23 protein-coding genes are annotated in these 23510 nt (G+C 62.2%); 3 read left to right on the forward strand and 20 right to left on the reverse strand.

Annotation, left to right across the window (positions count from 1 at the left end):
* Positions 1-117 precede the first annotated feature (117 nt).
* From ACQKP1_RS19145 to ACQKP1_RS19160, 4 genes are all read right to left on the reverse strand, one after another.
* A complete protein-coding gene (locus ACQKP1_RS19145; protein ID WP_427276595.1) occupies positions 118-1947 on the reverse strand; it encodes an ABC-F family ATP-binding cassette domain-containing protein in 1830 nt (609 codons plus the stop codon).
* Positions 1948-1951: 4 nt separating this feature from the next.
* The gene (locus tag ACQKP1_RS19150; protein WP_427276596.1) at positions 1952-2605 is read right to left on the reverse strand and encodes a thiamine diphosphokinase; all 654 of its coding nucleotides are present in this window, start codon (positions 2603-2605) and stop codon (positions 1952-1954) included.
* Positions 2606-2728: 123 nt separating this feature from the next.
* Complete coding sequence (locus tag ACQKP1_RS19155; protein WP_193353698.1) at positions 2729-2866, reverse strand: hypothetical protein; 138 nt, start codon at positions 2864-2866, stop codon at positions 2729-2731.
* Positions 2830-3120: a hypothetical protein gene (locus tag ACQKP1_RS19160; protein WP_006724320.1), complete on the reverse strand. Its 291-nt coding sequence runs from the start codon at positions 3118-3120 to the stop codon at positions 2830-2832. Before ACQKP1_RS19160 ends, ACQKP1_RS19155 begins: the two co-directional genes overlap by 37 nt.
* Positions 3121-3485: 365 nt before the next feature.
* Here ACQKP1_RS19160 and ACQKP1_RS19165 point away from each other — a divergent pair, with 365 nt between their 5' ends.
* Complete coding sequence (locus ACQKP1_RS19165; protein WP_203018628.1) at positions 3486-4325, forward strand: AAA family ATPase; 840 nt, start codon at positions 3486-3488, stop codon at positions 4323-4325.
* Positions 4326-4450: 125 nt separating this feature from the next.
* Here ACQKP1_RS19165 and bfr read toward each other — a convergent pair whose 3' ends face one another.
* The 5 genes from bfr to ACQKP1_RS19190 all read right to left on the reverse strand — a co-directional run bounded on the left by bfr (position 4451) and on the right by ACQKP1_RS19190 (position 11382).
* On the reverse strand, positions 4451-4936 hold the full coding sequence (gene bfr, locus ACQKP1_RS19170; protein WP_006724322.1) for a bacterioferritin: 486 nt from the start codon (positions 4934-4936) through the stop codon (positions 4451-4453).
* Positions 4937-5167: 231 nt separating this feature from the next.
* The gene (locus ACQKP1_RS19175) at positions 5168-5491 is read right to left on the reverse strand and encodes a (2Fe-2S)-binding protein (protein ID WP_427276597.1); all 324 of its coding nucleotides are present in this window, start codon (positions 5489-5491) and stop codon (positions 5168-5170) included.
* Between the two features lie 120 nt (positions 5492-5611).
* Positions 5612-8968, reverse strand: coding sequence for an error-prone DNA polymerase (locus ACQKP1_RS19180; RefSeq protein ID WP_427276598.1), 3357 nt, complete (start codon positions 8966-8968; stop codon positions 5612-5614).
* A gap of 16 nt (positions 8969-8984) precedes the next feature.
* Positions 8985-10565, reverse strand: coding sequence for a Y-family DNA polymerase (locus ACQKP1_RS19185; RefSeq protein ID WP_427276803.1), 1581 nt, complete (start codon positions 10563-10565; stop codon positions 8985-8987).
* Positions 10453-11382, reverse strand: a complete 930-nt coding sequence (locus ACQKP1_RS19190; protein WP_203018624.1) for a hypothetical protein — start codon at positions 11380-11382, stop codon at positions 10453-10455. Before ACQKP1_RS19190 ends, ACQKP1_RS19185 begins: the two co-directional genes overlap by 113 nt.
* A 159-nt stretch (positions 11383-11541) precedes the next feature.
* Between ACQKP1_RS19190 and ACQKP1_RS19195 the strand changes: the two genes are divergently transcribed.
* Positions 11542-11985 (forward strand): metallopeptidase family protein, encoded by a 444-nt coding sequence (locus ACQKP1_RS19195; protein ID WP_006724327.1) that lies wholly within the window; start codon positions 11542-11544, stop codon positions 11983-11985.
* Positions 11986-11991: 6 nt separating this feature from the next.
* On the opposite strand, the gene ftrA is transcribed toward ACQKP1_RS19195, so the two are convergent.
* Positions 11992-13023 (reverse strand): transcriptional regulator FtrA, encoded by a 1032-nt coding sequence (gene ftrA, locus ACQKP1_RS19200; protein WP_427276599.1) that lies wholly within the window; start codon positions 13021-13023, stop codon positions 11992-11994.
* A gap of 68 nt (positions 13024-13091) precedes the next feature.
* On the opposite strand from ftrA, the gene ACQKP1_RS19205 reads away from it, so the two are divergent.
* Positions 13092-13490 carry a rhodanese-like domain-containing protein gene (locus ACQKP1_RS19205; RefSeq protein ID WP_427276600.1) on the forward strand — a complete coding sequence of 133 codons (399 nt, stop codon included), beginning with the start codon at positions 13092-13094 and terminating at the stop codon, positions 13488-13490.
* 18 nt (positions 13491-13508) lie between these two features.
* On the opposite strand, the gene ACQKP1_RS19210 is transcribed toward ACQKP1_RS19205, so the two are convergent.
* From ACQKP1_RS19210 to obgE, 10 genes are all read right to left on the reverse strand, one after another.
* Entirely contained in the window at positions 13509-14042 is a 534-nt protein-coding gene (locus ACQKP1_RS19210; RefSeq protein WP_427276601.1) for an RNA pyrophosphohydrolase, read from the reverse strand.
* A gap of 7 nt (positions 14043-14049) precedes the next feature.
* Entirely contained in the window at positions 14050-15231 is a 1182-nt protein-coding gene (locus ACQKP1_RS19215) for a divergent polysaccharide deacetylase family protein (RefSeq protein WP_427276602.1), read from the reverse strand.
* Positions 15232-15314: 83 nt separating this feature from the next.
* A complete protein-coding gene (locus tag ACQKP1_RS19220) occupies positions 15315-16634 on the reverse strand; it encodes a S41 family peptidase (protein WP_203018617.1) in 1320 nt (439 codons plus the stop codon).
* Entirely contained in the window at positions 16624-18111 is a 1488-nt protein-coding gene (locus ACQKP1_RS19225; RefSeq protein WP_427276603.1) for a murein hydrolase activator EnvC family protein, read from the reverse strand. Before ACQKP1_RS19225 ends, ACQKP1_RS19220 begins: the two co-directional genes overlap by 11 nt.
* A gap of 71 nt (positions 18112-18182) precedes the next feature.
* Positions 18183-18665, reverse strand: coding sequence for a 23S rRNA (pseudouridine(1915)-N(3))-methyltransferase RlmH (gene rlmH, locus ACQKP1_RS19230; protein WP_006724334.1), 483 nt, complete (start codon positions 18663-18665; stop codon positions 18183-18185).
* A 103-nt stretch (positions 18666-18768) separates the two neighbouring features.
* Entirely contained in the window at positions 18769-19128 is a 360-nt protein-coding gene (gene rsfS / locus ACQKP1_RS19235) for a ribosome silencing factor (protein WP_427276604.1), read from the reverse strand.
* A 179-nt stretch (positions 19129-19307) separates the two neighbouring features.
* Positions 19308-19904 (reverse strand): nicotinate-nucleotide adenylyltransferase, encoded by a 597-nt coding sequence (locus ACQKP1_RS19240; protein ID WP_427276804.1) that lies wholly within the window; start codon positions 19902-19904, stop codon positions 19308-19310.
* 37 nt (positions 19905-19941) lie between these two features.
* The gene (locus ACQKP1_RS19245; protein ID WP_427276605.1) at positions 19942-21225 is read right to left on the reverse strand and encodes a glutamate-5-semialdehyde dehydrogenase; all 1284 of its coding nucleotides are present in this window, start codon (positions 21223-21225) and stop codon (positions 19942-19944) included.
* The gene (proB, locus tag ACQKP1_RS19250; protein WP_427276606.1) at positions 21218-22393 is read right to left on the reverse strand and encodes a glutamate 5-kinase; all 1176 of its coding nucleotides are present in this window, start codon (positions 22391-22393) and stop codon (positions 21218-21220) included. The genes ACQKP1_RS19245 and proB overlap by 8 nt, the downstream gene beginning before the upstream one ends.
* Positions 22393-23481, reverse strand: coding sequence for a GTPase ObgE (obgE, locus tag ACQKP1_RS19255; RefSeq protein ID WP_427276607.1), 1089 nt, complete (start codon positions 23479-23481; stop codon positions 22393-22395). Before obgE ends, proB begins: the two co-directional genes overlap by 1 nt.
* Positions 23482-23510 lie beyond the last annotated feature (29 nt).

Genomic DNA, 23510 nt, shown 5'->3' on the forward strand with positions numbered 1-23510 from the left:
GTCACCGGCGAGCGCAAGGTGGGCAATGCATGCGCAGTCGGCTTCAGGCGCGCTCGCCGGAACCGGGCAGTTGGAGAAGTGGGGATATCAGGGCCTGATGAGAGACGCTGGAGAGCCTCAGCCCTCAAGCTCCTCGCGCAGCATTTCGAGCTCCAGCCATTCCTCTTCCATGCGCGTGATGTCGGCACGCAGCTTTTCCATCTCGGCGGCGAGCTTGTTGAACGTTGCCGGGTCCTTGGTGAAGAGGTTGGGATCAGCCATCCTGGCTTCGCGCGCGGCGATTTCCTTCTCGGCCTTTTCCATTTCCTTCGGCAGATTTTCGAGGGCGAATTTCTGCTTGAAGGAAAGCTTGCCCTTGCTGTTTGCGCTGCCGGCCGACTTGCCGCCTGAGGCTTCCTGGGCCTTGGCCTTCTCGGCTTTTTCAACGCGTTTGCGTTCGTCCTCGACGCCCTTGCGCTGGGCGAGCATGTCGGAATAGCCGCCGGCATATTCGATCCAGCGACCATCGGGTGCGTCGGGGTTGGCCGGCGCGATGGTCGAGGTCACCGTACGGTCGAGGAAGTCACGGTCGTGGCTGACCAGGATCACGGTGCCGGAATAGCCCGCGACGATTTCCTGCAGCAGATCGAGGGTCTCGATGTCGAGGTCGTTGGTCGGTTCGTCGAGGATCAAGAGGTTCGAGGGCTTCGCCATGATGCGCGCCAGCATCAGGCGCGCGCGTTCGCCACCCGAGAGGTTGCGGATCGGGGTACGAGCCTGTTCCGGCTGGAAGAGGAAGTCCTTCATGTAGCCGGTGACATGCTTCTGTTCGCCATTGACCAGAAGGTTGTCACCACGGCCATCGGTCAGGTAGTGGGCAAGCGTGTCATCAGGATTCAGGTCCTCGCGCTTCTGGTCGAGAACGGCGATCTCCAGATTGGTGCCGAGCTTCACTGAGCCCTCGTCCGGCGAGAGCTGACCCGTCAGCATCTTGAGAAGCGTCGTCTTGCCGGCACCGTTCGGGCCAATCAGACCGATGCAATCGCCGCGATGAACGCGGATCGAGAAGGGGGCAACGATGGTCCGATCGCCGTAGGTCTTGGTGATCTTGTCGGCTTCGATGACCAGTTTGCCGCTTTCCTTGCCCTCCGTCGCCGATGCCTGAATCGTGCCTTGCGGACCCTTGTGTCCACGGTAATTGGCGCGCAGGGCCTGGAGATTTCCGAGGCGGCGCATGTTGCGCTTGCGGCGAGCGGTGACGCCGTAGCGCAGCCAGTGCTCTTCGCGCTCGATCTGGCGACCCAGCTTGTGCTGTTCGATCTCTTCCTCTTCGAGCACCTGATCACGCCATTCCTCGAAATGGGCAAAGCCACGGTTCAGTCGTCGCGACTGGCCGCGATCGAGCCAGACCGTGGCGGTCGAGATCTTTTCGAGGAAACGTCTGTCGTGTGAAATCAGGACAAGCGCGCTGCGGCTCTTGGATAATTCGCCTTCCAGCCATTCGATGGTCGGCAGGTCGAGATGGTTGGTTGGTTCGTCGAGCATCAGGATATCAGGCTCGGGCGCAAGCACGCGGGCAAGGGCCGCGCGGCGGGCTTCCCCACCGGAGAGACGGGTCGGATCTTCCTGGCCGGTCAGGCCGAGATGTTCGAGCAGGTAGGTGACGCGATAGGGATCGTCGCCGGGTCCAAGGCCGGCCTCGGCATAGGCCTGGACCGTGGCATAACCGGCAAAATCCGGTGCCTGTTCCAGGTAGCGGATGGTCGAGGACGGATGGCGGAACACCTCGCCGGACTGCGCTTCGACGAGGCCGGCGGCAATCTTCATCAGCGTTGATTTGCCAGAACCGTTGCGGCCAACCAGGCAGATGCGGTCGCCAGGCTCCACCTGCAGGCCGGCGCCGGCGAGCAAAGGCGTTCCGCCGAAGGAGAGTTGGATATCGTCAAGTTTCAGAATGGGAGGTGCCAAGGCATCAGGCTCCGGAAAGATCGTAGGGGCGGGCGAGCAGAATTGCTCTGCCACGGGACAGCGAGACCGAGATCGGTCCTTCGGCGATGTTGGATATCGTGCGCGACGAGCCGAAGGGCAGACTGAAGTCCTGCAATGGATAGCGTGCGTTGCGGATCGTAAGCCCTTCGAGCGTGGTAAAGCCGAGCACCGAGAAAAGCGCGCCTTTTGGCATTTCGAGAGCCAGTTCGCTGTCCGCGGCGAAAGGATAGGCTTCTTCCTCGCCGGAGGTCAGGACCACCTCATAACCGTCTTCGACGAGGCCGATGGCGTTCAGATAATGTTGCAGCGCATGATCGGAGCGTTCGCCGCCGAGGGCGCCGACGCAGATCAACCGGGTGGCGCCGCGCGCGATTGCTTCCGCAACCGCGATTTCCCCGTCGGTGACGGCCTTTGCTGCCGGATAGCTGCGGCGTTCCACAGTCGGAAAACGGGCGATCAATCCGGTGTCGCTGCTGTCGAAGTCTCCGACCCAGAGCTCCGGGGTCACGCCGAGGCTTTCTGCATGGCGCATGCCGCCATCGGCCGCAATCACGCGGCTTCCTCCGGTCAGCGCCCGCAGGCGGTCGGTAACGGCGAGGCTTCCGCCGAGAAGAAGGGTGAAAGAGGTCGTGGTCATGCGCCTGCCCTTAGCGCATCTTCGCCAAAAAGGGAAAGGCGAATGCGTCGCAGACTGTGCTTGGCTGCTTGTCAAACGGCTCCCCGGACCAGCCGTTTCAGGCATGGTCCGGGTCGAGGGATTTCAGCGCTTCTTGGGAGAAGCGGCCTCGGCACTCTTGATCTGAGTGGTGAAGCTCGAAACCGCGGTCGCAGCCGGCTTGGCCTTGTCCTGCTTCGGCTTTCTTACTTCGCGGTTCGAACGCTGTTGGCCTTTAGCCATGAGGTGCTTTCCTTTTTCGGGGTGCTTGCGGGAGCCGCCGTCCGGGCGGACGCGTTGCTGCGGCTGGGATCAATATCGGTTTCGGCGATGCAGCGATCGAAGCTCTCGCTTTCGAAGCGGACGCGGTACTGGCGGCTTCCGCCGGTCTCGGGGAGCGTCGCCAGCACTTTGCAGGCGCCATTGCTGCGGGCGAGGCGGACAGGGCCGTCTTTCAGCGTCACTGTGTCGCCGATGGAATACAGGTGTCTGGTCATGGGGATCTCCTGCAGCTGGGAGGCTGCGGTCGGGACAGACATCCTTTGTGACCTGCGGTTCGGACGAAACGTCCCGCCGGTCTATAGGAGCCTGCCGTTCTACGAGGCATTGCGGCCGGACCAATTGGTCCAGACTGCGGATGTGGGGTCTAGGAGAAGGTCGGTGATGTCCGGAGCCCGAAATTCCGTCCTTGCGGATGGGGCACTTGCAGACGGACAAGCATCAGCGTTCATGGAATGCAGCCTGTCAGATTGCCGGGAAAATACAAGCTTTTTCTGGTAAGCGGGCGAAAGCCGTGCCTTTGCTTGCACCCTGTCGGATGCGTCATTAGGTTGTGGCCGAAGATGAATGAGGCTCAGGCACGATGCAGTTTCAGGGTACCGCAGACTATGTGGCAGACAAGGATCTGATGATTGCGGTCAATGCTGCGATCCGGCTGGAGCGGCCTTTGCTCGTCAAGGGAGAACCGGGAACCGGCAAGACCGAGCTTGCCCGGCAGGTGGCAGCTGCGCTCGGGCTCGATATCCTGGAGTGGAATGTCAAATCGACCACCAAGGCGCAGCAGGGGCTTTATGAGTATGATGCCGTTTCGCGCCTGCGTGACAGCCAGCTCGGCGACGAGCGCGTCAACGACGTGAAGAACTATATCCGCAAGGGCAAGCTCTGGCAGGCCTTTGCCACGGAAATGAAATGCGTGCTTTTGATCGACGAGATCGACAAGGCGGATATCGAGTTTCCCAACGATCTGCTGCAGGAACTCGATCGGATGGAGTTCCACGTCTACGAGACCGGGGAGACGGTCAGCGCAAAGATCCGCCCGATCGTCATTATCACCTCGAACAACGAGAAGGAGCTGCCGGATGCTTTTTTGCGGCGCTGCTTCTTCCACTACATCCGCTTTCCCGATGCAGAAACGCTGGAGCGGATCGTTGAGGTTCATTATCCCGGGATCAAGAAGACGCTGCTGCGCAACGCGCTGACGCAGTTTTACGAGATCCGCGAGACGCCCGGGCTGAAGAAGAAGCCGTCCACCTCGGAGGCGCTCGACTGGATCCGCTTGCTCGTGGCCGAAGACGTCGATCCCGCCGATCTGCGCGGCGAGGCGAAGAATGCGCTGCCGAAGCTGCATGGCGCGCTTCTGAAGAACGAGCAGGATGTGCATCTGTTCGAGCGCCTCGCCTTCATGGCGCGCCGCGATCGCTGAGTTCGCACCTGCGCGGAGACGCAAATGCCAAGCGTCGATACTTGGCATAAAAGCGGTGTGCATGCCTGCCCCCACAAACGAAAAAAGCCCCGCAAGCGGGGCTTTCGTGAAGAGCGAGTGGCGGTTTACTCGGCGTTGTCTGCCGAATCCGCGTTGAGCTGACCGTATTTTTCTTCGCCGATCTTGGAGAGAAGTTCGAGCTGGGTCTCGAGGAAGTCGATATGGCCTTCCTCGTCGATCAGCAGTTGTTCGAAGATCTTCATCGAGACGTAATCGCCGGCCTGATAACAGATGTCGCGCGAAGCCTTGTAGGAGGTGCGGGCGTCGTATTCGCCGGCGAGATCGGCTTCGAGCACTTCCTTGACGTTCTGGCCGATGCGCAGCGGTGCAACCGTCTGCAGGTTGGGGTGACCTTCGAGGAAGATGATCCGATCGATGATCTTGTCGGCGTGCTGCATTTCCTCGATCGACTCGGCCCGCTCCTTCTTGGCGAGCTTCGTGTAGCCCCAATCGTTGAGCAGGCGGTAGTGCAGCCAGTACTGATTGACCGCGCCGAGTTCGAGAAACAGCGCTTCGTTGAGCCGTTCAATGACCTTCGGATCACCCTTCATGATGTTCGTCCCTTGTATGAATTGAATGGCGCAACTCTAGCGCCAGCGCTGTCGCCTGTCGAGCTCTTTTTAGAAGTATTCTAATTCTTGGGAGTGGCACGCAGGTTTCAGCGACCAGATCGACAGGGCCGATTCCCATCTGCGTGGTGTCCGAGAACTGGTGCGTGACGGGTAGGTAAATCGTTCAGGCGGCCTAGGTGGACGGCCGATGCCGATACCAATGTCGGCGTCTCAGCCGGCTGCGCGTCGGGCTGTCAGGGTTGCCTGGCGCCGTTCGGCCATCGCTGCCTTCTGCTCTTCGTGGAATTGCTTGAGGCGTTCCATGAAGTTGATGACCTTGGTTTCTTCGGTCTGGCGGAGGGCGTGATATTCTTCGGTGGTGCGAATGATCAGGTCAACGACATTCGGAAAACAGCCACAGCAGCGGCCGCGCTTGTTCATGGCGTGGTAGACCTTACCCGGAACAATCAACTGCCAACAGTCTTCGTCCAGCATCTCGTTGATGACTGACTTGATGTCTTTGTCGGTGATGTAATTGCAGCTGCAGACCAGCATGGACGGGGCACTCGTCAAACATGACATTCACTCTCGCCTTTCTCGTAAACCAGATGGCCTTTGTCAAGAAAAATCGCGGATAGGGCAGCAGATGTGATCGCCGCCCGAAGCGTCGATCCGTCAGTGGAAGTTCCGCCCTTTCGGCATAAGGTCCGCCATGGCGCTGCGGCGAGGATGGCCGGGCGGAGGGGCGGCCGGTGGGGGGAGACGTGGGACCTTTTCCCGCTTTGCCTGGCGCTGATCGACACCCGGGCGACGAACCTCATCCGCATGGGCGAGCGTGTCGAAGGTCTTGAGCTCTTCGAGCAGCAGACCGAGCCGGGCGCTTGCGTCGACCAGATGGTCTGCGACCACATGGATGACGCCATGCGCCTTCTGCAGGCGCCCGCGCAGGGCGACCAGCCGCGCGCCCATGACGACCGGGCGGTAACGTTCGAACACCTTCGGCCAGACAATGACATTGGCTGTGCCCGTCTCGTCCTCCAGCGTCATGAAGATGACCCCCTTGGCCGAACCCGGTCGTTGGCGGACAAGGACCAGGCCTGCAATCTCCACCTTGGCGCCATGGGAAAGATTTTCGAGATCGGTTGCCGATTTGAGGCCGGCCCGCTGCATGGCCTGGCGAAGGAATGAAACGGGATGTGCCTTCAGGGAGAAGGTCAGACTGCGGTAATCGCTCAAGACCTCTTCGCCCGGCAACATGCGGGGGAGGATCATTTCCGCCTCGCGCTGCAGATCTTCCTGGGGGGCTGCCTCGAAGAGCGGCAGGACTTCGACGGCCGCCTCTCCATCGAGGGCCTGAGCCGCCCAAAGTGCCTCGCGACGCGATAAGCCAAGAGAGGAAAAGCAGTCGGCATCGGCGAGTTTCTCGATGACGGGGCGGGCAAGTCGCGTGCGCAGCCAAAGGTCGCGAACGGAGTCATAACCCGCACCCCGTCTTGCAACGAGGATATCCATGGCCTCCTTCTGTATGCCTTTGATCTGGCGAAATCCGATGCGCACGGCCTTTTTCGTCCTGATGACGCCGGCCATGGACTGGTGACGGCTTGCGATGCGGGCCGGATCGAAATCGCCCGCCTCTTCCTCATCACTTTCGAGCAGGCAGTCCCAGGCCGAGTGGTTGATGTCGACCGGGCGGATATCGACGCCGTGATCACGGGCATCGCGCACGAGCTGGGCGGGGGCGTAAAAGCCCATGGGCTGTGAATTCAGGATCGCGGCACAGAAGACATCCGGATAGAAGGCCTTGAACCAGCAGGAGACATAGACGAGCAGGGCGAAGGAGGCGGCATGGCTTTCGGGGAAGCCGTATTCGCCGAAGCCCTCGATCTGACTGAAGCAGCGGGCTGCAAAATCCGGATCGTAGCCATTGGTCACCATTCCCTCGATCATGCGCTTCTGGAAGCTGGAAACCTGGCCGGTGCGGCGGAAGGTGGCCATGGCACGGCGCAGCTTGTCGGCCTCTCCCGGGGTGAAACCGGCAGCCGTGATGGCGATCTGCATGGCCTGCTCTTGGAAAAGGGGGACGCCCAGCGTGCGTTTCAATACGCTGCGCAGTTCATCGCTCGGATAGTCGATCGGCCGGCCGGCCAGCACGTCCTCCCGTCGCTTCAGGTAAGGGTGGACCATGTTGCCCTGGATGGGGCCTGGCCGGACGATCGCCACCTCGATCACCAGATCATAGAACTCGCGGGGCTTCAGCCGCGGCAGCATGCTCATCTGGGCGCGGCTTTCGATCTGGAAGACGCCGATCGTGTCGGCGCGGCAGATCATGTCATAGACCTCAGGGCACTGGTCCTGATTGACCGAGGCCAGCGTCTCGTGACGATCATAGTGAAGTGCCAGCAGCTTGAAGGCCTTGGCGAGGCAGGTGAGCATGCCAAGCGCAAGAACGTCGATCTTCAGGATCTTCAACGTGTCGAGATCGTCCTTGTCCCATTCGACCATGAAGCGGCCATCGGCCGTGTTCATGATCGGCACCACTTCATCCAGACGGTCGCGGGTGATGACGAAGCCGCCGACATGCTGGGAGAGATGGCGGGGGAAGCCCTGCAAGGCCTGGGCGTAATCAAGCACGCGCCGGGTGGTGGCATCCTTGAGGTCGAGGCCGGCAGCCTTTGCCTGTTCCTCGGTGAAATCGCTGGTCCACCAGCCCCAGATCGAACCGGCAAGCGCGGACTGCACATCTTCCGACATGCCGAAGGCCTTGGCCACTTCGCGGCCTGCTGACCGGGCGCGATAGCTGATGACGGCCGCTGTCAGGGCGGCATGCTGGCGACCATAGGTTTCGTAGATGAAGCGGATCACATCCTCCCGCTTCTCATGTTCGAAATCGACATCGATATCCGGCGGCTCGTCGCGTTCCGTCGAGATGAAGCGGTCGAACAGCAGCGTCGTCTTCTGCGGGTCGACTTCCGTGATGCCGAGGCAGAAACAGACGGCAGAATTGGCGGCCGAGCCCCGGCCCTGGCAGAGGATGCCTGCCTCCCTGGCGTGACAGACGATCCGGTAGACGGTCAGGAAATAGGGTTCGTAGCGCTTCTCCGCGATGAGCTTCAGTTCGTAGTCTAGGAGACCGAGGACCTTTTGAGGAATGCCCTCCGGATAGCGGTTGCGCGCGCCTTCATAGGTCAGCCGTCGGAGGGCCAGAGGCGGAGATTCTCCGTCGAAGATCTCATCTGGGTACTGGTGTGACAATTCATCGAGAGAAAACCGAAGCCGGCTAAAGAAATTGATGTTGTTGTCCAGGGCCTCCGGCCAGGCTCTCAGCAGCCGGGCCATTTCTTCCGGGCTTTTCAGGTGTCGTTCGGCATGGGCGTGCAGGCGAAGTCCGGCTTCGGCAATCGTCACATGTTCGCGGATTGCGACGACCACATCGGCAACCGGCTTGCGCTCGGGGGCGTGGTAAAGGGCGTCGTTGGTGGCGATCAGGGGAAGACCGAGCCGTTTCGAAATTCCGTCAAGCTCCGCGAAATTCTTCTGGTCGGCGCCATCATGACGGGGAACGAGGGCGAGATACAGACGATCCGCCAGGCGAGAGCGGAGAGAGGCGAGCCGGCTTTCAAAGGTTTCGACATCGGCATGGCTTGCCAGCGGGGGTGGCATGGCGATGAACAGAAGATCCTCGCACCATGCCAGAAGATCCTTTTCCCAGAGCGTACAAACGCCCTTTTTCGAGCGCAGGTTTCCCTCGCTCAGCAAACGACAGAGATTGCCCCATCCCTTGCGGTTCAAGGGATAGGCAAGAAGTTCAGGCGTGTCGTCGTCGAAGACGAGGCGGGCGCCGGGGCGGAATTCGAGACCATTCAATTTGGCCGCGGCATGCAGGCGGACAACACCGGCGACCGTGTTGCGATCGGCGAGGCCAAGGCCCGAAAGGCCGAGAAGCAGCGCGCGTTCCACCAGTTCCTCGGCATGGGATGCGCCGTCGAGGAAGGAGAAATTGCTGCGCAATCCGATTTCGTAAAACCTCTGCATCGTCACGGATCCTGCTTCACGCAAAGAAGCCCTGAAGGAACCAGCTCGGCGTCACGGTCCGCCGCTCATAAAGACCCTCGCGATACAGCCAGAAGCGCTGGCCATCGGTATCCTCGATGCGGAAATAATCGCGTGGCGGGGCATCCTCGCCATCAGACCACCATTCCGGCGTTAGGCGCTCCGGACCTTCGGCTCTCAGGATACGTCGTTGCACACGGCGCCAGCGGAAGCTGGCCGGTGGACCATCCGGGACCACGGACATGACCTCGACCTCTTCAGGCCGGTGGAGGAGGCGCAAGGGACGCAAGGCACGCGCCTGTCTCGCAGACGTCTGGGATCGAGGCAAAGAGAGATCTGCCGTCTTGAGCGCATCGGCGGCGGGGGCATGTGTCGACGCTCTCTCCGGCCAGTGGCTGGCCAGCGGCACGGGCAGGCGAAGCGCCCGTTCTCCCAGGCGGGCGGCCACCTGATCGAGGAAGCGCGTGAGATCCTCGCTGCCGTCCTCCTCGTCGGCAAGGGCGGACTGGCGCACTTCAAAGGCCTCGCTCAGGAGGACATTGAGGCGCACGAGTTCGAAGCCGAAGCCGGCATCGAGCTCGTCATGGATGACGGAAAGGCGCTCCTCGAACAGGGCCCGGATGCGGCCTGGATCGCGCAAGGGGGCGGAGGCTCCGACCTCGATCCGAAAGACCTTGCCATCGACACGGAAGACCAGAAGTTCGAACAGACGGCCCCCTTCGCCGCGGGCTTCAAGCGAGGTTTTCAAGCCGGCAGCCAGGCGGCCGGCGAGATCGAGGACCTGATCTTCGGTCATGATCGGTTCTGCGAGACGCCGTTCGGCCGAAAGCAGAGGCAGGTGGCGTCGCGGCGAAATGGGTTCTCCCTCGTGTCCCAGCGCCTGATCGAGGCGAAGGATCGGACCCGCACCGAAGCGGCGGGTGATCGGCGCACGCGGGGCGGCGAGAAGATCCCCTGATGTCTTCAAGCCGACACGGGCGAGATTCATGACGATCTGCGGTTCGAGGCGGAGAGCGGCGATCGGCAGGGGGGCGAGCGCGGCTGCGGCCTCGGATGGGGCGACGCGCCGGGGGCCGTCAAAACGGCTGCAGGCACGGGCGAGACCAGGGGTCGGGCCGACCGCGATCTTGACCGCAAGGCCGAAGGCGATCATGCGACGATCAACGTCCTCGATCAGCCTTTCCTCGCCGCCGAAGAGATGGGCGCAGCCGGTGATATCGAGCATCAGCCCGTCATCACCGTCGAGAGCCACCAGCGGCGTGTAGCGGTCACACCAGTCGGCGATGGCATCGAGAAGCGCGCGGTCGGCGGCCGGATCCGCTTCGATCACGTCGAGATCCGCACAAATGGCACGGGCTTCCGCCAGCCCCTGTCCGATCCGCAGGCCGAAGCCTTCCGCCATATCATCCAGTGCGGTGATCCGCATGGCATTGGCGGAACGGCCGGCGCAGGCCAGTGGCGCCCGATCAGGATGCTCGGTCGAGCCTTGGTGCAAACGCCACGATAGACCCCAGCGCCGTCGGGCGATGCGGTCGGTCGGGAGCCTTGGGAAAAACAGCGAAAGAATGCGGCGATCCAAGGCTTGCGGGTTCGGGCTGCTCGAAAAGTTGAAGGCGGCGGTCATCGGAATTCCACTCCAGAATGAGTTCGGGTGAGCCCGGAATGCGGGATTTCTCAGGTGTGATGCGAAAGACTGACGACCCGATGCTGCCGCCCAGCGGGGACCCGTCGGCGAGGGATCGCGCCGCCGCCGGCGCGGGTTCGACAAACAGGCGAAGAAGAGCGCTCGACGCCTCTTCCTCGCCTGCCTGACGGAGGATCAACAGCCTGCCACCGGTGGCGCGTGCCTTGAGGCTCAGGCGCCGGCTCTCGGTGAGGCCGAATTTCTTCGGATTGCCCTGTACTTCCAGGAGCACGGTGGAAAAGGCACGGGAGGCAAGCGCTGCCTCAGCCAGCCAGAGCGCGTCCTCGATCCGGCGAGGCAGGGCATGCACCAATGCGGTCGACGACAGGCCGAAATCGAGGAGGCCAGGACCATAGGCGAGACCCGCTTCCCGGACGACCTGGGGATCGGCGATGAAGAGGAGGCGCTGCCTCTGCGTCTGATTGTTCTCCGCGGCCATCAGAGCAAGGGCGAGCCCGAAACCGGTCACGGTTCCCGCCTGTTGCAGCCTCTGTCCCCTCACTTCGATCAACGTCCCCCGGGCCAGGCTTTCACCCACAATGCTGTCCAAGAGATCGCGTTGCTCGAGCCTTTCATTCATGGCCCTTTGTTTCGAGGCCGCGCCGGTAGGCTGGACCGTCAGGCGTGCGGCATGGTCGGGCTTTCCCTCGATCCGGGCTATTGCTTCTCGCAAGGCAAAAAGCGTCTCGCGCGCCTGAGGGCTCTCGCCCATGACGATGTCTCCTGATGAATTGTTCTCTATTTGTTCCTATGGATTCCAGAGCTTCGCGGAAGAGTCAACCGGATTCAAATGAGAATTTATTCCTCGGTTGAATTCACTCTCGAAATACCGTCGCAAACATCCTATATCTCCGGGCAGTAAGGAGTATTCATGGCCCGCATAGACCAGAGCGAGGATTGGCGCGAACGACACGCCCCGACGATCAGCACATTCGAGTCGCTGGCGATCGAGGCTTATGGGCACCTGCCGCAGGAGTTCCGCGATCTCAGCCGCGATCTCATCATCGAGATTGCCGATTTCCCCACGGACGAAGTCTTCGAAGACATGGCGCTTGAAACGCCCTTCGACCTGCTCGGTCTGTTCGAGGGGCGCGGGATTTCTGAACGCTTCTCGATGGAAACGGGCATGATGCCGAACCGCATCATCCTCTATCGCCGCCCCATCCTCGACTACTGGGCTGAAAACGAGGAAACGCTGGGTGATATCATCACCCATGTGTTGATCCACGAGATCGGCCATCATTTCGGCCTTTCCGATGACGACATGGAGCGCATCGAGGAAAGTGCCGAAGAGGCCGCCGCTGCCGACCGGTAGGTCCGGCTATCCATTCTTGCCTGTATGCCCGAACCTGGCCCGATAGGCGGCCGGGCTCGTCGAAAGCCGTGTGCGGAAATGATGGCGCAGCGTTGCCGGGGTGCCGAAGCCTGAGGCGGTAGCGATGTCGTCGAGCGACAGGGCAGCCTGGCGCTCCAGAAGATCGCAGGCATGGCGCAGCCGCCGGGTCAGCAAGAACTCGCCGGGGCTGTGACCTGTCAGGTCGCGGAAGCGGCGCTGGAAGGTCCGGCTGCTCATCCCGGCCCGCGCGGCCATCTCGGCGAGTGTCACCTCGCGCTGCAGATTTGCCTCGATCCAGTCGATCAGCGGCCCCATGCGCTGTCCTTCGCGCTCCTGTGGCACGGGCTTGACGATGAATTGCGCCTGCCCGCCTTCCCGATGGGGCGGGACCACAAGACGACGGGCAACGCTGTTGGCGGCCTCGGTGCCGAAATCGCGGCGGACGACATGCAGGCAGAGATCGATGCCGGCAGCACTGCCGGCGGCCGTCAGGATCTGGCCTTCGTCAACATAGAGCACGTCGGGATCGAGATGGATGTCGGGATGCCTTCGTGAAACCTTTTCGGCATAGCGCCAGTGGGTCGTGGCTTTCCTGCCATCGAGGAGGCCGGTCGCGGCCAGCACCGCCACGCCGGAACACAGCGACATCAGGCGCGCACCCCGGGCATGGGCTGCCCGCAGCGCCTCGATCAAGGAGGCTGGGACAGGCTCGTCGACCCCGCGCCAGCCAGGCACGACGATGAGATCTGCTTCCTTGACGAGTTCCAACCCTCCTGAAGCGCTGACCGTCAGACCGCCGGCAGCACGCAGAGGGCCCGGCTCGATCGCTGCCGTTGCATGACGATACCAGCCCTCTCCCATTTCCGGTCGCGAGAGGCCGAAGACCTCGACGGCAACCCCGAATTCGAAGGTGCAGAGGCCGTCATAGGCGAGCGTCACGACGCGGGGTCCCGTCAGCGGTGAGGATGGGAAAGGTGATGCCGGCGTCATTGGCGCGATCTTTACGCATGTTGTCATTCACGCCAGTTTTCCAAAATCCTCTGAAAAGGCAAGGTCTCGATATCAAACATCGAAAGGAGCCTGTCATGCCAAGCCTCGTCAGTGAAATTCCCGCCGCCGATCCCGCCCTCGTCGCGCAGCACTATCAGGCGCGGCTCGCCTTCGAGACGGACTGCTGGGATGTGCATGAGGTGATGAGCCGGGGCGAGGCGGACTTCGTGCTTCTCGATGTGCGCGGACCGAAGCTTTACGAGCGGGAACATGTGCCCGGCGCCATCAACCTGCCGCATGGCAAGATGACCGAGCGGAAGATGGCGGAATGGCCCGAGGATACGCTTTTCGTCGTCTATTGCGCCGGGCCGCATTGCAACGGAACCGATCGGGCAGCACTCCGCTTGGCGCGGCTCGGGCGCCGGGTCAAGGTGATGATCGGCGGGATGACCGGCTGGGCGGATGAAGGTTTCGAGATCGAAAGCGGGGCCTGATCCTGGTTGTCGGTTCGCTCATCCTGCCAGATGGGCGAACTCGGCGACGACCTCTTCGTAAACGCGGCGCTTGAAGGGCACGATGAGACCCGGCAGATCCTGCATCGGTTTCCAGTCCCAGGCATCGAATTCCGCTGCATGGCCGCCCGGCGGTGGGTTGATGGCGATCTCGCTCTCGTCGCCTTCGAAGCGGAAGGCGAACCAGCGCTGGGTCTGGCCACGGAACTTGCCGCGCAGACCAATCCCGATCAAATGCGCCGGCAGGTCGTAATTGATCCAGCGACCGGCTTCGGCGAGCAAGGAGACAGATTTGATGCCGGTCTCCTCATAAAGCTCGCGCATGGCGGCCGGCAGCGGATCTTCGCCTGGATCGATCCCACCCTGCGGCATCTGCCAGAGCTGCGGCGAGCCGTCATATTCGGAATTGCCTTCGGAAAGACGGCGTCCCGCCCAGACGTGACCCTCGCGGTTCAGCACCATGATGCCGACACAGGGGCGATAGGGCAGGTCTTCGGCCTTCACCTGGGGCTTGGTCGATTGGTGTTCGGTCATGATATCCTCAGGGGCTGTTGTCGTTGGCGAGTGCTGAGACGCCGACGAATTCGATGCCACGGGCAACCGCTTCATTACGCCATTCGGCGACAGCTGCAATGGTCTCGTCGAAGGCCGCACCGACGCCGATCGCCTGGCCGTTGCGCCGCGCAATACGCTCCAATTCATCGAGTTTCGTCAGGATCGCCTGACGATCCACCTGCGCGTCGATCATCACGTCCGCATAGGCATGCGGGAAGCCGATCGCCTTGGCGAAATCACCCGACAGCGAGCGCGCGGTGGAGCCGTCGTCGAGGAACATCAGGCCACGCTTGCCGATATCGCGCATGACAGGGTCCATGGCCTTGTCGTCGGCGAGGAAGCGGGCGCCCATATAGTTCATGATGCCGGTGTAGTTCGTGATCTGCGCCATGGCCTGGTGCAGGTTGGCGATATTGGTCGCTGCCGTCTTCTCGGCCAGCAACGCGCCTCGCCCCGGATCATTGGCCGGATAATCGAAGGGCTCCATCGGCACCTGAAGAACGATCTCATGTCCCTTGCGGCGGGCCTCCTGCATCCAGCGCTGCAGGCTGTTGCCGGTTGCGGCAAAGGCGAGGGTGATGTCCTCGGGCAGTTCGCGGATCGCCTTCTGGCTGCCGGTCTGGCTGAGGCCGATGCCGCCAATGACGATCGCGATCCGTGTGCCGCGCGCGCCGGACCACGGTCTTGCATAGAAATCGACGGGGCGGAGGCCGGAAGCCGACACGGCAGGAAGCTCGCCCGCATCGGTCAGTTCGATCAGGTCTTCATTGGGCTGGCCGGCAAGCCTCGGGTCTTGGGTCGGGGCTGTGCCAATGATGACAGGCCCCTGTCGACCCGTCGGGCTGAAGGTCGTGACGATATTGCCGTCCGCAGTGGTGGTGCGGCGGAGCACGGCTCCGTCGTTCGGGCCGCTCCTGGCGATACCGGCTGCCTCCTGCTGCGGTTCGCGGCTCGCCGATGTGTCTGGAGCCTCGGCCGTTTCCGGTGGCGCGGGGGTGAGATTGATCGGCGGTACCGAGCGCAGGTTTGCCGGGGACAGGGCCGTCCATGCGGAAAAACCTGCAAGGGAGACGACGGCAAGGGCAGCCGCAAGACTGGACAAAGCAGAGCTGCCTTTGCCTGGCTTCTTGTCCTTTCGCTCCTGACCGAGCGGTGCATGAAGATCCATGCGATACTTCCAGTGATGTCGGCAGTCCGGATACAGAAAGACCGCCCGCGCATCAGGGATACGCGGGCGGTCAGATCAGATGCTTACTGCAGAGCTGCCTTCTGCGGATCGGCGGGGAAGGCCGGATCGGTCTTCACGCCACGCAGCAGGTCGAGTGCATAGTTGAGCTGGACGTCGTCCTTGGCTTCCGGTGGCACATAGGCAACCGAACCGGAGCCTTCCTCGTTCTCGTTCTGGCCCTTGATGTGGCCAGGAAGAGAGGATTCGCCCTCGGTCCGCACCTTGCCCTGGAGATCTTCCGGAAGCGGCTGCTCGACCTTGATGTCGGGCTCGATGCCGGTTCCCTGGATCGAACTGCCGGAGGGTGTGTAATAGAGTGCCGTCGTCAGGCGCAGTGCGCCCTTGTCGCCCATCGGGATGATGGTCTGCACGGAACCCTTGCCGAAGGAGCGGGTGCCGAGCACGGTCGCACGCTTCAGATCCTGCAGCGCGCCGGCCACGATTTCCGATGCCGATGCCGAACCGCCATTGATCAGGACGACCACCGGCTTGCCGTCGGTCAGATCGCCTGCGGTGGCGTTGAAGCGGCGGGTATCCTGCGGATCGCGCGAACGGGTCGAAACCACTTCGCCACGCTCCAGGAAGGCGTCGGAGACATAGATCGCCTGATCGAGCAGGCCACCCGGGTTGAGACGCAGGTCAAGGACATAGCCCTTCAGCTTGTCTTCCGGGACTTCCTTCTTGATCTTCTCGATCGCCGCTTCCAGATCGTCATAGGTCTTCTCGGTAAACGAGATGACGCGCAGATAACCGACATCGCCCTCGACGCGCGACTTGACGGCGCGGATCGCAATGATCTCGCGGGTCACGGTGATGTCCAACGGCTTGTCGGCACCCTCGCGCAGGATGGTCAGCTTGATCGGCGTGTTGACCGCCCCACGCATCTTTTCGACAGCTTCCTCGAGCTTGAGGCCGCGCACGCTTTCGCCGTTGATTTCGGAGATGAAGTCGCCGGCGAGAATGCCGGCCTTGGCGCCGGGCGTGTCGTCGATCGGCGTGATGACCTTGACGAGCTCTTCCTCCATCGTGACTTCGATGCCGATGCCGCCGAATTCACCGCGCGTCTGTGTCTGCATGTCGGCCGCATCCTTGGCGTTCATGTAGACGGAGTGCGGATCCAGCGAGGTCAGCATGCCGTTGATGGCACTTTCAACCAGCTTGTTCTCGTCCGGCGGTGTCACGTATTGGGCGCGAATGCGCTCAAAGACATCGCCGAAGATCGACAGTTCACGATAGGTGGAATTGCCCGCAGCCTGCGCCGGAACACCCGCCGAATAAATGACGCTCATCGCGGTTGCGCCCATCAATGCGCCGACGAGGAGAAGAGAGACCCTACGTATCATTCTGTGCCTTTCCAGAATCGCCTCCGGCCCACCAGGGACGGGAATCAACCGGTTTACCGTCTTTCCGAAGTTCAATGTAAAGCGTCGGCCGATCGGTTTCCAGCGCCAATACCGTCGCGCTTGCCACTCTTTTCTCACCCATGGTCGCCAGAGGCTCCCCAGAGAGGACGAACTTGCCTTGGCTCGTGCTGATCCGGTCCATGCCGGACAGCACCATATGATAGCCGTCGCCCGTATTCAGAATGATCATCTGGCCGTAGCTTCGAAAATTTCCAGCAAACACTACCCATGCATCGGCCGGTGCAGTGACCAGCGAACCGGGCTGTGAGGCAATGACGATGCCCTGCGCCTGGTGGCCTGTCCCGTCCGGATCGCCGAACTGTCGCAGGGTTTCGCCGGCAACCGGCAAGTCCAGTTTCTGCTTCAGCTCAGAGAACGGATATGCTGGCGCAATGCGGTTTTTATCGGGCAGTCCGGACTGCGCAAGCTCCAGCGCGCGGGCTCTCTGCTCCTCGCTCATCTGGCTGCGTCTTGCCTCCTCGGCGCGGGCAAGTTCTGCCGCCTGACGCACCGAGGTGATCTCGCTTTCGAGCGACTGGATCAGGGCCTCCATCGTTGAGGCACGCTCGGCAAGTGCCTCCGATTGCTTGCGTTCTGCCTGCAGCTGCAGCGAATTCGTGCGGGCGAGCCGATCGTTTTCGACGACGAGAAGATCCATCCGCCGCTCTTCCTCCTGGCGGTTGGCGATGGCCGCGACGAGGCCGTCCATCTCCTGCTTCCCCGCATTCCTGAGCGCGATCAACTCTTCGAGATCGGCGGCCAGCTTGTCCGTCTCGTGGCGAATGCCGGGGACGACAGCACCCAGAAGGATCGCTGTGCGGACGGAGCCGAGTGCGTCCTCGGGACTGACCAGCAGGGCCGGCGGCGGATTGCGGCCCATCCGCTGGAGAGCGGCCAGGACCTCCGCCAGCGTCGCCCGACGCTCCCGGAAGGAGCCGCGGATCTCATCCTCACGCAGGCCGATATCGGCGAGCCGCTTCTCGCCCTGGTTGATCTGATTTTCGATGTCCTTGCGGCGTTTGGCCGATTCGATCAGCGCCGTCTTCAGGCTCAGGGAAGTCTTTTCCAGCTCCGCGATGCTGTTCTCAAGTTCGGTCGCTTTTTCTTCCGACAGCTTCATGCTGGCGGCGATTTCCTGCAATTCCGAGCTCACCTGATCGCGTTTGGAACGCAGTTCGAGGGCTGGATCAGGCGCTGGACCTGATACGACACGGTCACCCGTGGTCGCGGGGCCCGGCGGCAACGCGCCGGTGGTGGTATTAGTATCCGCAGGCGTGTTCTGTTGCGCATGGGTCGAAAGGGGGGATGCCGACGCCAGGAGTGCCGCCAGAACAAAGGCCGCAGCCAAGCCAACCTTGCGGCGGCTGCCGTCGATCAGACGTGCGTTGTCATTGGCTGCAGTGGGCAAAGGCTTCATCCGGTTCGGCGGGAAAATACGCTGATTTGCGAACAAGGCAAAGGTATGCCGCGCCGATCGTGATCAGCGCCTCAAACGCGGTGATAGGGATGTCCCGTCAGGATGGTCACGGCCCGATACAGCTGCTCGGCAATCAGGATGCGGACCAGCTGATGTGGCCAGGTCAGTTTGCCAAGATTGAGAACGAGGCGGGCGCGATCACGCAGGTCCGGGTCAATGCCATCGGCGCCGCCGATGACGAAGGCCATGTCGCGCTGGCCGTTGTCGGCAGCATCGCCGACGAATTTCGCAAATTCGGCGCTGTCGAAGGCCTTGCCGCGCTCGTCGAGGACGACAATCAGCGCGCCGTCAGGAATCTGGCGGGAAAGCTCCTGGGCTTCCTCGCGCTTTCTCGTGTCGGCATTGCCGGCGCGGCTTTCATTCAGCTCCACGGAGCGCGTGAATTCCAGGCCGCATTGCGGTCCAGCCTTGGCGAAGCGGTCCAGATAGCGGGACGCGAGTTCCTTCTCCGGACCGGCTTTCAGCCGGCCCACGGCGTAGATGCCAATTTTCATGCGGGCAGTCCCAGGTTCAGGTCACAAAACCATCTCTATCGGCAGCAAGAGCACTGCCGTGTCAATCCGGCTTCGGGACCGTCCGACGGACGGCCGGCCGTTTTCAGTGCAGGCGATCCTCGATATCCGGCACTGCCCACATCCTTTCCAGGTTGTAGAATTCGCGGATTTCAGGTCGGAACACATGCACGATGATGTCTCCCGTGTCGATCAGAACCCAATCGCCGGTCTCCAGGCCTTCGACGCGGGCGGAACCCAGGCCTTCGTCCTTCAAGTCGGAGATGAGGTGTTCGCTGATCGCCGAGACATGACGGTTCGAGCGTCCGGATACGACCACCATGTAGTCGCCCAGCGCCGATTTGCCGGCAATGTCGATGGAGACGATGTCTTCTGCTTTCGAGTCCTCGAGGCTTGCGAGGACCAGCTCAAGCGCACGGGCTGCAGCATCGGCGCCACGTTCCATGCTCTTCGGGATAGCGCGGGAGGCGCGTCCCTTGGTGTGTACTGTTGTCAGAGTTCGTCCTTTCCTTGGCAAAACAGAACAGCACGTCTGCGATTCTCATAACTGAGATCACCGACAAAAGGTGGCATCGATCCATTAAACTTTCAAGGCATGGTCGCAGATGCGGGGGCTTTGCGTCGTCATTGTCGCACGGTGCCTGCGGCCGCTCGGATCGCCGACGAACTCAGCGTCGAGCGGGGTCCGTGAATGAAGGTCCAGGCCGGCGCCCGCTTCTGCCAGAGTACGCCTGCATCCTCCTCATCGACACGTGCATAGTCGAAGGTGCGGGCCATCTTCGAGGAGAGATAGGCGAGCGTCGAGCCAGGTCGGTCGATCACGGCGATCGGGAAGGTGGTGGCGATCTTCTGCCAGCGCTGCCAGCGATGGAAACCGGCGAGATTGTCGGCCCCCATGATCCAGATGAAATGGGCATGTGGATTGCGAGTACGAATGAACTCGAGCGTGCGTGCGGTGTAACTCGTTCCGAGCGTTTTCTCGAAGGCGGTGACCTTGATGCGCGGATCCGTGGCCAATTGCTCGCAGGCGTTCAGACGCTCTGCGAGAGGCATCAGCTCCGTTCGGCTCTTCAACGGGTTGCCCGGTGTCACCAGCCACCAGAGCTGGTCAAGACCAAGGCGACGCAGAGCGATTTCGGCGACGAGCAGGTGTCCTTGATGCGGCGGGTTGAAGGAACCGCCGAAGAGGCCGATCACCATCCCGCGCTCGACATGCGGCATCACGAGATGACGATGGGCGACCGCCTCTTCCGCCACGTCAGGGACGGACCTGGCCGGTGCCGCGGACGCGGTACTTGAAGGAGGTCAGCTGCTCGACGCCCACGGGCCCGCGCGCATGCATCTTGCCGGTCGCGATGCCGATCTCGGCGCCCATGCCGAATTCGCCGCCATCAGCGAACTGGGTCGATGCGTTGTGCAGCAGGATGGCCGAATCGATCTCGTTGAAGAAGCGTTCGACGACGGCGGGGTCTTCTGCAATCACGGCTTCGGTGTGGTTCGAAGAATAGCGAGCGATATGGTCGATCGCACCACCAATGCCATCGACCACCGCGACGGAAATGATCGCGTCGAGATATTCCGTGCGCCAGTCCTCCTCCGTTGCCGGCTTGAAGCCCGGCATGACCCGGAGCACTGTTGCGGAGGCGCGGACTTCGCAGCCCGCTTCGGTCAGCGCCTCGATCAGGGGCTGCAGATGGGTGCCGATTGCGGCACTGTCAATCAGCAGGGTTTCAGCCGAACCGCAGATACCGGTGCGGCGCATCTTGGCGTTGACGACGATCTTCTTTGCCATCTCCAGATCGGCGGAGCCGTCGACATAGACGTGGCAGAGACCTTCGAGATGGGCAAAGACCGGGACGCGTGCTTCCTGCTGGACGCGCGCGACGAGGCTTTTTCCCCCGCGCGGCACGATTACGTCGATCGATCCCTCAAGGCCGGAAAGCAGAGCGCCGACGGCGGCACGATCGGTGGTCGGCACAAGCTGGATCGCGTCAGCGGGCAGGCCGGCGGAGAGAAGGCCCTTGACCAGGCAGGCATGGATAGCGCGCGATGAATTGGCCGAATCCGAGCCGCCGCGCAGGATCACCGCATTGCCGGCCTTCAGGCAAAGAGCGCCCGCATCGGCAGTGACGTTCGGGCGGCTTTCGTAGATCACGCCGATGACACCGAGCGGCGTGCGAACGCGTTCGATATGAAGGCCGTTCGGGCGGTCCCATTCAGTGATGACGGTGCCGACGGGATCTGGCAGGTTGGCTATCTCGCGCATCGACTGGGCGATCGCGGCTACGCGGGCCGAATTGAGAGTGAGCCGGTCGATGAAGGATGCGGCAAGGCCCGATTCTGCGGCATTCTTGAGATCGATCGCATTGGCGGCGAGGACCTCGGCCTCGGCCGCCATCAAGGCGTCGGCCATGGCCAGCAATGCCTGGTTCTTTGCTTCTGTCGATGCGATCGCCAGTGGTCTTGCTGCAGCGCGGGCGCGGCGGCCGATGTCGAGCATCAGGCCTTCGACAGAGTTCTGGTTCGACACGGTATCATGCATGGGCGGCATCCTTCCGGTCACCGGCTGCGCTTTCGCGCTGGCCGAGTTCGGTCATGACGAGGTCGTCGCGATGAATCATCGCAGCGCGACCTGCATAACCGAGGATCTGCTCGATTTCGTTGGATTTGCGGCCGCAGATGCGGCGCGCCTCGTCGGCGTCGTAACCCGCCAGTCCACGGGCGATCTCGCGTCCTTCGATCGTGACGATCGATACGGTATCGCCGCGATGGAAGGCGCCGGAGACGGAGCGCACACCGGCCGGTAACAGGCTCTTGCCCGAGCGCAGCGCGCCTTCGGCGCCGTTGTCGACCTGAAGCGTGCCTGCCGGCTGCAGCTGACCAGCGATCCAGGTCTTGCGTGCCGTGACGGGCGACTTGGAGGCTGCAAACCAGGAATGGCGTGCTCCGTTTTCGATCGATGACAGCGGGTTCATCGTCTTGCCGGAAGCAATGATCATGGCGCAGCCGGCGCTGGTTGCGATCTTGCCGGCATCGATCTTTGTGCGCATGCCTCCACGGGAGAGCTCGGAGGCAGCCCCTCCGGCCATGGCTTCGATCGCGGGCGTGATTTCCTCGATCGTGTCGAGGAACTGCGCCTGAGGATCGAGGTGCGGCGGGGCGGTGTAGAGGCCGTCGATATCGGAGAGCAGCACAAGCAGGTCGGCGCCGGCCATGGTCGCCACTCGGGCTGCCAGGCGGTCGTTATCGCCGTAACGAATTTCGGTGGTGGCGACCGTATCGTTCTCGTTGATGATCGGGATGGCGCCAATCTTCAAGAGCTGGCTGAGGGTGGCGCGGGCGTTCAGGTAACGCCGGCGTTCCTCGGTGTCGCCGAGCGTCAGCAGGATCTGGCCGGCAACAATCTGGTGTCGCGAAAGGCTTTCCGACCAGTGGCGGGCCAATGCGATCTGGCCGACAGCAGCGCAGGCCTGGCTCTCCTCGAGCTTGAGGGCACCGGAGGGCATGTCGAGCACGGTTCGACCGAGCGCAATCGCACCTGAGGACACGACGAGAACGTCGGTCCCACGGGCTTTCAGGGCTGCGATATCGTCACAGATCGCATCGAGCCATTGCTTGCGGATCCCGGACCCTCGATCGACCAGAAGGGCGGACCCGATCTTGATGACGACCCGCTTGACGCGGGAAAGCGAGCGGAGCCGGGTGGACATCAATCGTCGCTTTCTCCGTCGAAGTCGGCTTCCAGATTTCCGTCGTCATCCCGCTTGCGGCGGTTCTTCTCGCGCTTTTCGGGCAGGGGCTGGTTACCCTGAGCCGCGACGATGATATCGCGCAGGGCGCGCAGCGCATCGGTCATGCCCTTGCCGGTGATCGCGGAGAGCAGAAGCGGTGTCTGGCCGCAGGCCTTCTTCAGTTCCGCCGCCTTCTTCTTCAGTTCGGCCTCGTCAAGCACGTCGATCTGCGCCAGCGCGACGATTTCCGGCTTGTCATCCAGACCGCCGCCATAGGCATCAAGCTCGTAGCGCACGGTCTTATAGGCCTTGCCGACCTGTTCTTCCTGAGCGGAGACAAGGTGGAGGAGCACACGTGTGCGCTCGACATGGCCGAGGAAACGGTCGCCAATGCCGACACCTTCATGGGCGCCTTCGATCAGGCCTGGAATATCGGCCAGGATGAACTCTCGCTCATCGACGGTCGCAACGCCGAGGTTGGGGTGCAGCGTCGTGAAGGGGTAATTGGCAATCTTCGGCCGGGCGCGGGTGACGGAGGCCAGGAAGGTGGACTTGCCGGCATTGGGCAGGCCGACGAGGCCGGCATCGGCGATCAGCTTCAGCCGCAGCCAGACGGTCTTTTCCTCGCCTTCGAGGCCCGGATTGGCCCAGTCCGGGGCCTGGTTCGTGGATGTCTTGAAATGGGCGTTGCCGAAGCCGCCATTGCCGCCCTTGGCGATGCGGAAACGCTGGCCTTCGACCGTCATGTCGACGATCAGTGTCTCGTTGTCTTCCTCGAAGATCTGTGTGCCGACGGGAACCTTCAGCGTCACGTCTTCGCCATTGGCGCCCGTGCGGTTGCGGCCCATGCCGTGCGTGCCGGTCTTCGCTTTGAAGTGTTGCTGGAAGCGGAAGTCGATGAGGGTGTTCAGGCCGTTCACGGCCTCGACCCAGACGTCACCGCCACGACCGCCGTCGCCGCCGTCAGGTCCGCCGAACTCGATGAACTTTTCGCGCCGAAACGAAACAGCACCGGCGCCGCCGTCGCCCGAGCGAATATATACCTTAGCCTCGTCGAGAAATTTCATCTTGCTGCCGTCAATTCTTCTGTCAGGTT

The organism is Allorhizobium sp. NPDC080224, assembly GCF_050281005.1.
Taxonomy (GTDB): Bacteria; Pseudomonadota; Alphaproteobacteria; order Rhizobiales; family Rhizobiaceae; genus Allorhizobium.

What these genes read in the sequence shown, in the direction of transcription:
- ACQKP1_RS19190 (WP_203018624.1), bottom strand. Translation starts at nt 11,382, where the DNA reads ATGGGCGAGAGCCCTCAGGCGCGCGAGACGCTTTTTGCCTTGCGAGAA.
- obgE (WP_427276607.1), bottom strand. Translation starts at nt 23,481, where the DNA reads ATGAAATTTCTCGACGAGGCTAAGGTATATATTCGCTCGGGCGACGGC.
- ACQKP1_RS19150 (WP_427276596.1), bottom strand. Translation starts at nt 2,605, where the DNA reads ATGACCACGACCTCTTTCACCCTTCTTCTCGGCGGAAGCCTCGCCGTT.
- proB (WP_427276606.1), bottom strand. Translation starts at nt 22,393, where the DNA reads ATGTCCACCCGGCTCCGCTCGCTTTCCCGCGTCAAGCGGGTCGTCATC.
- ACQKP1_RS19175 (WP_427276597.1), bottom strand. Translation starts at nt 5,491, where the DNA reads ATGCTGGTCTGCAGCTGCAATTACATCACCGACAAAGACATCAAGTCA.
- ACQKP1_RS19160 (WP_006724320.1), bottom strand. Translation starts at nt 3,120, where the DNA reads ATGACCAGACACCTGTATTCCATCGGCGACACAGTGACGCTGAAAGAC.
- ACQKP1_RS19215 (WP_427276602.1), bottom strand. Translation starts at nt 15,231, where the DNA reads ATGGATCTTCATGCACCGCTCGGTCAGGAGCGAAAGGACAAGAAGCCA.
- bfr (WP_006724322.1), bottom strand. Translation starts at nt 4,936, where the DNA reads ATGAAGGGTGATCCGAAGGTCATTGAACGGCTCAACGAAGCGCTGTTT.
- ACQKP1_RS19220 (WP_203018617.1), bottom strand. Translation starts at nt 16,634, where the DNA reads ATGATACGTAGGGTCTCTCTTCTCCTCGTCGGCGCATTGATGGGCGCA.
- ACQKP1_RS19210 (WP_427276601.1), bottom strand. Translation starts at nt 14,042, where the DNA reads ATGACCGAACACCAATCGACCAAGCCCCAGGTGAAGGCCGAAGACCTG.
- rsfS (WP_427276604.1), bottom strand. Translation starts at nt 19,128, where the DNA reads ATGGAACGTGGCGCCGATGCTGCAGCCCGTGCGCTTGAGCTGGTCCTC.
- ACQKP1_RS19245 (WP_427276605.1), bottom strand. Translation starts at nt 21,225, where the DNA reads ATGCATGATACCGTGTCGAACCAGAACTCTGTCGAAGGCCTGATGCTC.
- ACQKP1_RS19180 (WP_427276598.1), bottom strand. Translation starts at nt 8,968, where the DNA reads ATGCAGAGGTTTTACGAAATCGGATTGCGCAGCAATTTCTCCTTCCTC.
- ACQKP1_RS19195 (WP_006724327.1), top strand. Translation starts at nt 11,542, where the DNA reads ATGGCCCGCATAGACCAGAGCGAGGATTGGCGCGAACGACACGCCCCG.
- ACQKP1_RS19205 (WP_427276600.1), top strand. Translation starts at nt 13,092, where the DNA reads ATGCCAAGCCTCGTCAGTGAAATTCCCGCCGCCGATCCCGCCCTCGTC.
- ACQKP1_RS19240 (WP_427276804.1), bottom strand. Translation starts at nt 19,904, where the DNA reads ATGCCGCATGTCGAGCGCGGGATGGTGATCGGCCTCTTCGGCGGTTCC.
- ACQKP1_RS19155 (WP_193353698.1), bottom strand. Translation starts at nt 2,866, where the DNA reads ATGGCTAAAGGCCAACAGCGTTCGAACCGCGAAGTAAGAAAGCCGAAG.
- ACQKP1_RS19225 (WP_427276603.1), bottom strand. Translation starts at nt 18,111, where the DNA reads ATGAAGCCTTTGCCCACTGCAGCCAATGACAACGCACGTCTGATCGAC.
- ACQKP1_RS19165 (WP_203018628.1), top strand. Translation starts at nt 3,486, where the DNA reads ATGCAGTTTCAGGGTACCGCAGACTATGTGGCAGACAAGGATCTGATG.
- rlmH (WP_006724334.1), bottom strand. Translation starts at nt 18,665, where the DNA reads ATGAAAATTGGCATCTACGCCGTGGGCCGGCTGAAAGCCGGTCCGGAG.
- ftrA (WP_427276599.1), bottom strand. Translation starts at nt 13,023, where the DNA reads ATGACAACATGCGTAAAGATCGCGCCAATGACGCCGGCATCACCTTTC.